This window comes from Psychrobacter sp. NG254 (genome assembly GCF_015277735.1).
Lineage (GTDB): Bacteria > Pseudomonadota > Gammaproteobacteria > Pseudomonadales > Moraxellaceae > Psychrobacter.
In genome coordinates this window covers 1-12,612 of the sequence record NZ_JADHDA010000002.1, presented here as the reverse complement: position 1 = coordinate 12,612, position 12,612 = coordinate 1, and the positions used below count along the sequence as shown (strand labels likewise).

Below are 12,612 nucleotides of genomic sequence, written 5' to 3'. Positions count from 1 at the left end.
TGGTTAGCCCTCCAGTTCGATGCGCGTTAAGTTATCACGCAAAATATCACCGAATTCATATTTGCCAGGAGATACAAAGGTGCATAGTGCCAAATCTTCTTCATCCAACTCAAGTACGCCTAAATCAACAGCGACCAACATGTCTTCGACAATTAATGCACGTAGTAGTTGGGTTGGTAGATAGTCTTGAGGCATAACTTCTTCATAGACACCAATTGGCACCATCGCTCGCGGTGAGCCATTACTCGTGGTGGTAAAGTTGTACTTTTTGCCACCAAAAAACTGAGAGATATAGATAGGCAGCTTTGAGAAGCGGTTTTTACCTGGCGTAAAGAAGTGGAACGCTGGGCGCTCATGACCTTCCGTCAGTACACTGATCTGATTGTGAAAACGACCGATATAGGCAATATTGCTAAACACTTTGCGACCAGACAATACCGAACCTGAAATGATACGGTTCTCGCCAGCTGCTAGCTGACCTTTGGTCAAGGCAGTAATATCAGCGCCACGCTCAGTCATAACTAAGTGTGGGTTATTGACAGATGGGCCTGCTAAGCTAATCAAGCGAGGCGTATATAGACGGCCGGTGGTAAATAGCTTACCAATCGCAATCACGTCTTGATAGCCAATCGTCCAGACACTCACGCCACGCATGATAGGATGCAAGAAATGAATGTGCGTACCTGCCAGACCTGCTGGATGCTTACCAGCAAAACCGTGATACTCAGTGGTATTATTGACAGCAGTTTTTGCCACAGGGGTCAATTGAGTATCACCATGATGGCAGACAAAAGTCTTTGGACTAAGCGTAGAGAGTACGGCAAGTCCATCGTTGAACGCTTGCAGCTGCTCATTGATCACAAGCATCGGGTCAAAGGCTAATGGATTGGTATCCGTTGCTGTGACAAAGATGGCATGTGGACGAGCACCAAGTTCTGGCGCGCGGCTAAAGGGGCGCGTACGAAACGCGGTCCATTCACCAGAGGCAACCAATTGGGTTTCAACGACTTCAGAGTCTAGGTCAGCAAGCTGCTGTGAGTCATAGCGCTCGAAGTCTACTTCTTCACCATTTGGGTCAACCGCAATCACAAGACTTTCGAACACTCGACGGTCGCCACGTTTGATCGCGACGACTTTGCCAGCAGCAGGGGCCGTATAGATAACGCCAGCACGTTTTTTGTCTTCAAAAACGGGCTGACCTTTTGCTACGACGTCACCTTCTTTGACATTCATTGTGGGCTTCATGCCTACATAGTCATAGCCAACAAGGGCTACATGTGTCGGTTGGTGCTCAGATATCTCGCGGGAGGGTCCACCAGTGATGGGCAAATCCAAACCTTTTTTGATGGTAATCATAAGCGAAAACTTAGTCCATAGTCTAAAACGATACCAGACATCCTGTGTGGTATATCGATAGTATGAGCAGCCATATTTATCGAAAGAGAAAATGACTTCCTATTTCCATAGTGAAATAGTGACAAAATCTTTTCAACGGTATGGCATGATCATAACTACTAGTAAGAGCATTAACGCTGACCTTAGACTCCTTAACAACACGTTAACGTCTTATTCGAATTACCAAAGTGGCGTCTGGCTACCAAGGTGTATGCCAAGACCATCTTATTAAAATCAATCGCCAAAGCTTGTGGCTTAAGAGAGTTCTTCATAAACAGACAGTCTTACCATACGTTTCATTGAAATTTAAAACTTGTAACACCAGTATCATTGGCCATATCTGCCTTATCAGTGCTATTGAAGACACTAAATGGCTTAAAGCGGTGGTCAACTAACGATCTATTGAGGTAGATGATACACTGGTTAAAAGACAAACTATCTCAGCGGGTTTAAGTCAGAGTTACTCATTACAAACCGCTGTAGATATGGTCATAACTGTTTTAATTTGATTGACCAGTGATAGAGGTTTATGAGGTATTTGGTCGAGTTTAATACGGTAGGATTGAAGGTCAAAGAGCTGATGATTGAAAATCATATTCAGTCCTATCTAGCAATATATTGGCCAATCTTATACAGTCACACTAAGCCATTGCTTGATCCATTCTAATCATCATGTCGTATTAACCAGTCGTGATGACTGAATAAAACCATAATACATCGTTGCTTCACATAACTACTATCACACAGAAACAAATAAAATTTACCTAGGATTATACGCTAAATTGACCTAAAATTGCCAGTCAGTAATAGAATTTAACGAATGTTGGCGGTACATCTACGCACTAAAACTTATGGTTATGATTGCCTGTTTTCTATTATTTTTCATCTATCTAGGGGCAGGTTTTTTAGCCATGTATCGCCCAAGTCGCTTTTTGGTAACGCTTTTTATTATTGTATGATGCTTAAAGACTATCTCGTTTTCAAAAATGTAATGAACCAAATTTATTATTATTATTTTGCTTTATAAGGAATGCTATATGTGTGCTGTGCCTGTTATTATCCCGGCGATTGATTTAAAAGATGGTAAATGTGTACGTTTAAAACAAGGCCGTATGGAAGATGATACGGTATTCTCTGATGATCCAGTAGCAGTCGCAGCGCGTTGGGTCGATGAAGGCGCACGTCGACTACATTTGGTCGATTTGAATGGTGCTTTTGATGGCGTGCCAGTACATAGACAAGTGGTCAACGATATTGCCAAGGCGTATCCGAATCTGCCGATTCAATTAGGCGGCGGTGTGCGCAATATGAATACCATTGAGCAATATATTACCGCAGGGCTGACATACATTATCATCGGTACAAAGGCCGTTGAAGATCCTAATTTTGTCGCTGAAGCGTGCCGCGAGTTCGGTGGTCATATCATCGTCGGTATCGATGCAAAAGACGGTATGGTTGCTACCCATGGTTGGGCGAATGTCACAGATACCAAGGCAACTGAGCTGGCCAAGCGTTTCGCTGATGTAGGTGTTTCCTCTATCGTCTATACTGATATTGCCCGTGATGGCATGATGCAAGGCGTCAACGTTGAGCAGACCGTAAACTTAGCGCGTGAAGGCGGCCTACCAGTGATTGCATCAGGCGGCGTGACTGATATGAAAGATATTGAACTGTTAAAGCCTTATGGTGATTGTATCGAAGGCATCATCACCGGCCGTGCTATTTATGAAGGTACGCTAAGCTTAGCTGAGGCGCAGATTTATCTAGATCGTAAATAAGCAGTAAAAGCTTATTTATAACAATCAGTCATAAAGATTAGTCATAAAAATTAGCAATAAAATTCAGTAACGACAGCAAAGGATGCTTATGGCCACTTACTTTGACCGTTCAATGATACGCTGTGTTATAACAGCCTTGGGTCAAATGGTATTGCTACTAAGCATCCTTTGTACGTGGCCAGCCTATGCTGCTGGAGAAGAGCTTTCTAGTATTACAGCAGCTCTAGGTATAGAGGGTTCAGAGGCGCCAGAAGCTGATAGCGCTGTCACTACAGACAGCGAATCATCAGCACCCGCCACCTCAATACCGACACCTGCCCCGCCACCAGTCATCAGTGGCGAAAGCACCAATAATGCCCAAATTGAAACCACACCCACACCGCAAAAAGACAATGACATTCGTCAGCGTATCACTGGTATTTTCTCAGAAATCGAAGGCTTACAAGCTGTCAATATTAGCGTCACCCAAGGAGTAGTCACCTTAACGGGAGAAACGGCTAACGAGAAAAAAGCCCAGCAAGCCATTAATCTAACCAATCGCCTAACTGACGTGGTTACTGTAGAAGACAAAATCAATCGTACGCTGGATGTTCAAGAGAATGTCTCGACGGTTTATCAGGGTCTAAAAGCACAGGTGGCAAATCTAGTAAAAGCATTGCCACTACTGCTCGTCGGTATCGTTATATTTGCCTTAGTGACGTGGTTTGGTAGCTGGTTGTCCAGACGCAAAAAAATGTGGCAACGCCTGACGCCCAATCCTTTCGTTGCTGAATTGCTCTCACAAACGGTCAAAGTCATCTTTATTATTTTTGGTCTTATCTTAGGACTGAGTCTGATAGGGGCAGAGACGATTTTAAGCACATTGCTTGGCGGTGCTGGTGTCATTGGTATTGCAGTTGGCTTTGCGGTAAAAGATACCATTGAAAATTATATCGCATCCCTAATGCTCAGTATTCGTCAGCCTTTTCGTGCCCGTGATCATATTGTGATTAACGGGCAAGAGGGTATCGTGGTGCGCTTGACCTCACGCGCGACGATACTAATGACGTTAGACGGCAACCAGCTACGTATTCCCAATTCTGAGGTTTTTAAGGGTACTATCCTTAATTACACCAAAAACCCTGAGCGCCGCTTCACTTTTGAGTTAGGTGTCGATGCCAACGATGATCCATTGGCTGCTATCAAAGTGGGTCTAGATGCGATACATACGCTAGATTTTGTTTTGGATGAACCCAAAGCGATTGCCGTCATTACCAATGTAGGCGACTCTAATATTGTTTTGGAGTTTCAAACTTGGGTCGATCAATCTCAGACAGACTTTTCTAAAGCACGTAGTATCGCTATTCGTGAGACCAAACACGCGCTAGAGAATGAGGGCTTTAGTCTCCCTGAACCTATTTATCGCCTACGTTTTAACAATAAGCTGGAAAAAGCTTTTGAGACGATGCAGGACAGTGCGAGAAATGTTGAATCTGATATGACGGTGACAACGAGCACTCCTGAGCCTACAGTTAAATATCAGAATGATGAGAGTCATACTGATGACCAAGATAAAAAGCAAGCGAAGGCACGAGCCAAAGTGATTTTACAAGGTCGCAGTGCAGATGATGTTCTCGATGCTCGTCCTAATGACAAATTGATGGAAAAAGTCGAGCAAGAGATTGCACAAAGCTCAGATGAGACCGATTTACTGAACAGTAATAGCCCGCAAGAGTAGTATTATTAGACATATGTTAAATTAGGCATAAAAAGTGCAGCAAAATCTATATTTGAGGTTTTATCAAATACGGAGCTTTTTATGGAAATGAAACATTTAATTATATTTGCAGTGATTGGTATCGTGTCACTGCTTGGCTTTAATATCATCAATGGTAATAGTCGTGAGCAAAACAGAGAAGCGATGGTTAGCAGTACCGTTCCCGAATCATCTACAGTAACGGTAGCCCCTGAGCCAGATACTAGCGGTAGCTCAACAGATATCACAAGCCAGCCATTGGGCGAGCAGCCCAAAGCCTTAGTAGATAGCGCCACTAGCAAAATCGATCAAGCACAGCAAGCTGAACAAGAGCGCATGGATCAAATCAGCAGTACGCAGTAATGGGTTACTCAACCTGCAATTAAAAAAAGCAAAAAAAAGGCTAACGATAACGTTAGCCTTTTTTATTTAATAGCTCAGTCCAAACTTAACTCTTTTTACTGGCACTTCTACGATTGTTACTTCTTTTCGTAGGGCTCTTTTTTGCCTGCTCTTTCTTAGGTTGGTCTTTTTTCGTTTGGTTCATGGCGCTAGACTGCAATTTAGCCTTCAAATCAAAGTCAATCTGTAGCAAGTCCATATTGACACCAGCGACCTTCACTTTAACTGAATCACCAAGTCCAAATACGGTACCCTTGTCCTTGCCAATAAGCTGTTGTTGCTGCTCATCATAAACAAAGAAGTCATCACCAACATTCGAGATGTGTACCAAACCGTCGATGTATAGGTCAGTCAAGGTCACAAACAAACCAAAGCTAGTAACCGTAGTGACAACACCTTCGAACTCTTCACCGACATGATCTTTCATATAGTGGCATTTGAGCCATGACTCTACAAAACGTGACGCTTTTTCAGCACGGCGTTCTGTATCTGACGTCTGCGTACCAGCACCTTCAAGAGAGAACTCCATGACAGGCTGTGAGCTATTGGTTACTTTTGCTTTAATCGCACGATGCAGCATCAAATCAGGATAACGGCGAATAGGCGACGTAAAGTGGCTATATTCGTCATATGCCAAGCCAAAGTGACCAATATTGTCAGGTGCATAGTTGGCTTGCATCATTGAACGCAATAACATGCTATGAATACTGATCGCATCTGGTCTGTCTTTAGTCGCTTCAATAATGCGCTGATAATCCGCTTGCGTTGGATTCTCTTCTGGGAATGGTAAGCCAAAGTTCTTCGCATATTCATGAATACGCATCGACTTTTCACCATCAGGCTTATCATGGTTACGATACAAGACTGGCAGTTCATGCTTGAGCGCAAAGTTTGCCGCACAAGTATTGGCAAGCAACATACATTCTTCGATGAGCTTCTGAGAATCACCACGAGTGCGTGGCAGGATAGCCTCAATGCCACCTTTTTCGTTAAACTTGATATACGTTTCAACGGTTTCAAATTCCATCGCATGACGTTCTTCACGTTTTTTAACCAGTAGCTCATAAAGCTGATATAACGTGTCGACAGATTTTTTGACGTCTTTATTACCCGTTAATGATTTCGGCAGTCTTTTGTCATTCGGATTCACAAGATAATCGTTTACTTGATTATAGGTTAAACGTGCTTGCGAATGCATCACTGACGGATAGAACTCATATCCTGTGACCTTACCTGCGCGTGATATTTTAATATCAGCAACCATGCATAGGCGGTCAAGATCAGGATTCAATGAGCATAGGCCATTAGAGAGCACTTCAGGCAGCATCGGAATCACGCGATGCGGGAAGTATACCGAGGTACCACGCTCGTAGGCATCTTGGTCAAGTGCTGAGTTTGGTGTCACATAATAGCTGACATCAGCAATGGCCACTACCACGCGGTAATTACCGCCAGAGCGCTTTTCAGCAAATACAGCATCATCAAAGTCGCGGGCATCTTCGCCATCAATAGTGACAAGGGGCAGGTGACGTAAGTCTGTGCGACCTTTTATGTCTGCTTCAGTCGGTTCTTGATAGCCGTCAGCTTGTTTAAGCGTAGCTTCGCTAAAGTCTGATGGAATGTCATAGTTAAGTAGCGTGGTTTCAATAATGAGCTCGCGATCATTGTCATCAGACAACACTTCGGTAATCTTACCAGTCGCAAATTCATGCTGATTTGGCCAATCAATGATATCGACTTTGACAGGCGCACCTTGCTTGACATTGAGTGCCTCTACATTGTCATCAGTGACCGTAATAGGCTGATGATTATTCGGACTGCCAAGCTCGACGCAGTAGCCATCCTCGTCACGAGCCAGCGTACCGATGAAATTGTTTTGGCGACGTTCGACGACATCAACGATGCGACCTTCTGTACGGCCACGGTTGTCTGTTGACGTACCGACAGCGGCTACTGTGTCGCCATTAAATACCCAGCGCATTTGCTTTTCGTGCAAAAACAAGTCTGGCATATCGCTCAAAACAACAAAACCGAAGCCTTTTGGATGTGCAGATACCATACCAGTGACAATATCTTGCTTAGTCACAGTACGGTAGCGATAGGGACGGCCGTCGCGATTCACTTGACCATCACGTGCCATGGCTTTTAGGCGATTACCCAGAGCATCAAATTGGTCAGGATCATCAATATTGAAGGCTTTTGCCAACTGTTGATGCGTGACTTCCCCATGCTCATTAATCGTGCTGAGTATCAGCTCGCGACTAGGGATAGGATTGTCGTATTTTTTTGCCTCACTTGAGGCGTTTGGATCATTCCAACTCATAAATTACCGTATCTATTTTTAACATTATTAATAGGAGCTATCTTAACACGAACGACGTTGCAATATCTTGCGTCAATTGTCTTATGTGCATTCGGTAGCAGGAAGCGGTCCGTTTTTTAGCAACAGCTATAGGGACAAATCAAATATTGATATCAACACCGCTAGATTGATTGGTGATTTTCTTGCTATCTAGCTCTTTTGAGACTTCTAGTACCGTGGTCTGATTTGATTTATCCAAGTATTTTTGTGCTTTATCCACTTCAGTGGTCAACGTATTGACCGTTTGTTTCATGTTTTCTAGTGCTTCAATTTTATAATTACTAATCATATCCATCGTATCATAGACATTATTAAAAGCATTTTGAAGTTTATCAAGTTCAATGCTACTGCTGGTGGCTTGCTCATGAATCTCACTTGACTGACGCTTTAGCATGGCTGAGGTTGATTCAATCAAGCTACTCGTGGTTTTATTCAATGCAGTAATTTGATCAAGGACCAGTTTTTGGTTAGTCATGGCTTGCGCGACGACGACAGCTGTACGTAATGCCGACACGGTCGTCGTGGTGGCACGATCGACACCCTTGATCAACTCTAGATTATTACGGCGAATAGTATCAAGCGCCAAATAACCTTGTATGTTTACCGCTAACTGGGTCAAAAAATCCGTATTTTTTTGACGCACATAAAACAGCATTTCTTCTTTAATGACGCGTGCTTTTTCAGGATCTGTTGCTTCTATTGCGTAGACCTTTTGCTCTAGTTGCTCATCGATCTTTTTACCGATATAGATATATTGGCGAATCGACTGCATCAGCTCCCACATATTGACTTTTTCTTGCTCAATCATTGCATTGTCTTTGAGCAATTCGTCTTTACCGTTATACAGACTGGTGACCACGGCATTGATATGTGACTGCGCTGACTCGTATTGGCGAAAGTAGTCTTGCACTTTATTGCCAAATGGAATGAGACCAAACAATTTGCGCGAACTTGTTAGCTCTTTTTTACTGGGATCTAAGTCTTCTACAATACCACGCAGCTCAGTCAAAGACTTTGCAATAGGGGAGTTGTCAAACAAACTGTCATTGAGGCTTTTTGCAGGTAAATCGAGCATCCGGTTAGAGACTTGCGCTGATTCACGAATCTCTTTCGTACCCAAATTATGAATAGACTGTACGTTCTGTCGAAACTCGTCGCTATTCACAGAGTTGGTAATCACATGGTCGACGAAAGCATCGACTTTGGCATCTAGCTCTGGGATTTGGCTTTCATCCAACTTGACCATCTGATCTGCTTCACTTTTTTGAATTTCTTTGACAGGTTCAGGCGCAGTCAGAGAGATACTAGGCGTTCTCGCATTTTCTGGTGGGGTCAATTCTTGCATGAAATTTCCTCTGATGTTTAGGATGCGTATGATATTTGAACGATACGTTGTTTTTTCAACAATTAGAACATGAGTAAATAGAAACAAATAGATCTTTAGATTACCGTGTAATCTAAAAGTTGAGAAGGCAGGATTTGTAAAATAGCGTCAGCCAAATATATCTGAGTGAGGACGCAGCGTTAAGATAACTATCTATGTGTATAATAAAAAACCATCAATATCCCGCAGTATATTGATGGTCATAGTGATAAATATCTATGTCAGTTGACAGTGCGCGCTCAAAATAACCTTAAAAACTGATTATTTCTTTTTGGTTGGTCCAAGCAGCATACCCATCTGACGACCTTCCATCTTAGGATACTGCTCGACGTTTGAGATGTCAGCGGTGTCTTCGATGATACGATCAAGTTGTTTGCGACCGATTTCTTGGTGCGCCATTTCACGTCCGCGGAAACGGATGCTAATTTTAACTTTGTCTTGATCTTCCAAAAAGCTAACGATTTTTCTCAGTTTAACCTGATAATCGGCCTCTTCGGTACTCGGACGTAGCTTCATCTCTTTGAGCTGAGTCTGTTTTTGGTTTTTCTTAGCTTCTTTCGCCTTTTGCTTTTGATCATAGAGGAAATGCTTATAGTCCATGATCTTACATACTGGCGGCTTAGCTTCAGGAACTAATTCAACCAAATCTAGACTGTCTTCACGTGCCGCTTTCATCGCGGTTGCGATATCGACCACGCCCATTTGTTCGCCATCTTCTTTAACGAGACGGACTTCTTTGGCACTGATATCTTCGTTGATGTTCAAACGGTTCGACTGTTTAATAGGTATTACTCCTCATCTGTTTTTGGGGTCTGTCGGCCTTTTTTACTGACAGCGGTCTGTACTAATGTAATAAATTCAGAAACACTCATCACGCCAAGGTTTTCACCTTCACGCGTTCGGACATTGACGCTGCCCGATTCGACTTCTTTATCCCCTAATACTAGCATATAGGGAATACGTTCTAATGTTTTCTCTCGTATCTTAAATCCAATCTTTTCGTTACGCAAGTCACTATTGGCGCGCAGACCTGCATTTTTGAGCTCACGGACCACATTTTCGCATGCATCCGCTTGTTTATCGGTGATATTCATGACCACAACTTGCTGCGGTGCTAGCCATACTGGCATCCAACCAGCATAGTTCTCGATCAAGATACCGATAAAACGCTCAAAAGAACCCAAAATTGCACGGTGCAACATGATAGGGATTTCGCGATCGTTTTGCTCGTTGACGAACTCTGCATCGAGGCGCTCAGGCATGTTTGGATCCACCTGAATCGTACCGCACTGCCACACGCGTCCTAACGAATCTTTTAAACTGAATTCAATTTTTGGACCATAGAATGCGCCTTCACCAGGCAGATAATCCCAGTCTAGCCCTGAACTATCAAGGGCATCTGATAAGGCTTTTTCGGCGAAGTCCCAAGACTCATCACTACCGACACGCTTTTCAGGGCGGGTAGATAGTTTCATAATAATATTGTCAAAGCCAAAATCTTCATAGACAGCAAGGGTGAGCTTGATAAAGTCAGCCACTTCTTGCTGAATCTGTGCTTGAGTACAGAATATATGGGCATCATCTTGAGTGAAACCACGTACACGCATCAGACCATGTAGTGAACCTGATGGCTCGTTACGATGACAAGAACCAAATTCTGCCATACGCAATGGAAGGTCACGGTAAGACTTTAGGCCTTGATTAAAGACTTGTACGTGACAAGGGCAGTTCATAGGTTTTACAGCATAATCACGGTTTTCACTAGAGGTCGTGAACATATTAGTCGCATAGTTGCCCCAGTGACCTGAACGCTCCCACAGACTACGATCTACGATTTGCGGCGTTTTGATCTCTTCGTAGCCATTATCGTGCTGTACTTTACGCATATATTGCTCAAGTACTTGATAGATTGTCCAACCATTAGCATGCCAGAACACCATACCTGGCGCTTGCTCTTGCATATGAAATAGGTTTAACGCTTTACCAATTTTACGATGGTCACGTTTTTCTGCTTCTTCAATACGCTGAATATAGGCTTTTAGCTGTTTCTTGTCTGCCCAAGCCGTGCCATAGATACGTTGCAACTGCTCGTTTTTTGCATCGCCGCGCCAATAAGCACCTGACATTTTAGTCAGTTTAAATACTTTTAGGAATCGTGTGTTTGGCACGTGTGGGCCGCGGCACATATCGACATATTCTTGATGATGATACAAGCCAAATGCTTCTTCACCTGGCATATCATTAATGAGCTTTAGCTTATAATCTTCGTTACGTGACTCAAATATCTCAATCGCTTCAGCGCGTGGCGTCATTTTTTTGATAACGTCATAATCTTGCTTGATCAGCGCCATCATGCGCTTTTCAATCGCTTCCATGTGATCAGGCGTAAACGGCGTCTCACTGAATATATCGTAATAAAAACCATCATCAATAACAGGACCGATGACCATCTTAACATCAGGGTACAACTGCTTGACGGCATGACCTAATAGATGTGCACATGAGTGACGAATGATATCGACACCGTCATCATCTTTTGGGGTAATGATTTCTACTTTGGCATCAGCGACGATAGGATCATGAGCATCTACGAGATGACCGTTTACACGTCCAGCAACCGTCGCCTTAGCAAGCCCCGCCCCGATACTTTGCGCCACTTCCATGACTGTTGTATTACCTTCGAAATCTTTTACGCTGCCATCGGGTAAAGTAATCGCTACCATAATCTATTCACCTATTATTGGGTCCGTTGGCAGTGATGATTGCAACCATCAATCATATAACCGTGAGACCACATCAAGTACATCTGTTCATTGTGGGAGGTATACATTATTTTATAAGTCGCTTACTACTATTATATAGTGTGAAACTAATGGATTGTTCAAGTGTGTTTGACCAATGCCGATATAATAGGTGACGTCATCAAATTAATAATAGATGATTAGCGGAAATAAAATAATGCAGTAAACCAACTATTATAGCAAAGACCATCTATCAACACTAGATATCAAGGGATAGAGCATTAGTCTCAATAAGACATGAACCATAATATAGACTGTGAAAGCCATTTTGGACATTTCAGTATAGAGTGTTGGCGAAGCTCTGTGAATGACCTTTTATATAGTGCTTTTTATAGAAATATCAACATTAAAAGAATAAGTAGGAACACACCCAAAGGATATTCCTAGCCATCTTCTTAGCCTATCGGGAGCAATAAAAACCTAACCTATTGAAAAGAATCAACTATTAGAAATTCGATCAAACTAATTAATAAACCTTTGATAAAGGTCTTGACTCAGACTTTAAACCGTCTATAATACGCCCTCATCAAGACGGACTGGCAGTAACTGATGTGTGATTACACATTAATAACCCAGTTAACCTGATGAAACAATTTATAAAACAGCTTGACAAACCTAATCATTATGATAAGATAGTCGGCTCGCTAGATAGCTTGACCCGCGAGGGTTTGAGATTAAACAGCAAGAGAGTTACCCTATATATCAGTTACTGGACGACAGTGATTGAGCACTATTTAAAAGCATAACTAAAGAAC

Annotated in this window: 8 protein-coding genes; 3 read left to right on the top strand and 5 right to left on the bottom strand. The window is 42.8% G+C overall.

Features of this window, described 5'->3' with window-relative positions; genetic code table 11:
- Positions 1-3: 3 nt before the first annotated feature.
- Positions 4-1,356 carry a Na(+)-translocating NADH-quinone reductase subunit A gene (locus IP510_RS02695; protein WP_194363275.1) on the bottom strand — a complete coding sequence of 451 codons (1,353 nt, stop codon included), beginning with the start codon at positions 1,354-1,356 and terminating at the stop codon, positions 4-6.
- 1,076 nt (positions 1,357-2,432) lie between these two features.
- Here IP510_RS02695 and hisA point away from each other — a divergent pair.
- From hisA to IP510_RS02680, 3 genes are all read left to right on the top strand, one after another.
- Positions 2,433-3,173 carry a 1-(5-phosphoribosyl)-5-[(5-phosphoribosylamino)methylideneamino]imidazole-4-carboxamide isomerase gene (hisA, locus tag IP510_RS02690; protein ID WP_194363274.1) on the top strand — a complete coding sequence of 247 codons (741 nt, stop codon included), beginning with the start codon at positions 2,433-2,435 and terminating at the stop codon, positions 3,171-3,173.
- 88 nt (positions 3,174-3,261) lie between these two features.
- On the top strand, positions 3,262-4,890 hold the full coding sequence (locus tag IP510_RS02685) for a mechanosensitive ion channel domain-containing protein (RefSeq protein ID WP_194363273.1): 1,629 nt from the start codon (positions 3,262-3,264) through the stop codon (positions 4,888-4,890).
- An 81-nt stretch (positions 4,891-4,971) separates the two neighbouring features.
- Complete coding sequence (locus IP510_RS02680; protein WP_194363272.1) at positions 4,972-5,271, top strand: hypothetical protein; 300 nt, start codon at positions 4,972-4,974, stop codon at positions 5,269-5,271.
- 85 nt (positions 5,272-5,356) lie between these two features.
- Here the strand turns inward: IP510_RS02680 and rnr are convergent, their stop codons facing one another.
- From rnr to thrS, 4 genes are all read right to left on the bottom strand, one after another.
- Entirely contained in the window at positions 5,357-7,633 is a 2,277-nt protein-coding gene (rnr, locus tag IP510_RS02675) for a ribonuclease R (RefSeq protein ID WP_194363271.1), read from the bottom strand.
- A gap of 139 nt (positions 7,634-7,772) precedes the next feature.
- A complete protein-coding gene (locus IP510_RS02670) occupies positions 7,773-9,017 on the bottom strand; it encodes a toxic anion resistance protein (RefSeq protein WP_194363270.1) in 1,245 nt (414 codons plus the stop codon).
- A 300-nt stretch (positions 9,018-9,317) separates the two neighbouring features.
- Positions 9,318-9,821, bottom strand: a complete 504-nt coding sequence (gene infC, locus IP510_RS02665) for a translation initiation factor IF-3 (RefSeq protein ID WP_194363269.1) — start codon at positions 9,819-9,821, stop codon at positions 9,318-9,320.
- A gap of 23 nt (positions 9,822-9,844) precedes the next feature.
- Positions 9,845-11,779 (bottom strand): threonine--tRNA ligase, encoded by a 1,935-nt coding sequence (gene thrS, locus IP510_RS02660; RefSeq protein ID WP_194363268.1) that lies wholly within the window; start codon positions 11,777-11,779, stop codon positions 9,845-9,847.
- Between the last annotated feature and the right edge of the window lie 833 nt (positions 11,780-12,612).

What these genes read in the sequence shown, in the direction of transcription:
- IP510_RS02695 (WP_194363275.1), bottom strand. Translation starts at nt 1,356, where the DNA reads ATGATTACCATCAAAAAAGGTTTGGATTTGCCCATCACTGGTGGACCC.
- hisA (WP_194363274.1), top strand. Translation starts at nt 2,433, where the DNA reads ATGTGTGCTGTGCCTGTTATTATCCCGGCGATTGATTTAAAAGATGGT.
- IP510_RS02685 (WP_194363273.1), top strand. Translation starts at nt 3,262, where the DNA reads ATGGCCACTTACTTTGACCGTTCAATGATACGCTGTGTTATAACAGCC.
- IP510_RS02680 (WP_194363272.1), top strand. Translation starts at nt 4,972, where the DNA reads ATGGAAATGAAACATTTAATTATATTTGCAGTGATTGGTATCGTGTCA.
- rnr (WP_194363271.1), bottom strand. Translation starts at nt 7,633, where the DNA reads ATGAGTTGGAATGATCCAAACGCCTCAAGTGAGGCAAAAAAATACGAC.
- IP510_RS02670 (WP_194363270.1), bottom strand. Translation starts at nt 9,017, where the DNA reads ATGCAAGAATTGACCCCACCAGAAAATGCGAGAACGCCTAGTATCTCT.
- thrS (WP_194363268.1), bottom strand. Translation starts at nt 11,779, where the DNA reads ATGGTAGCGATTACTTTACCCGATGGCAGCGTAAAAGATTTCGAAGGT.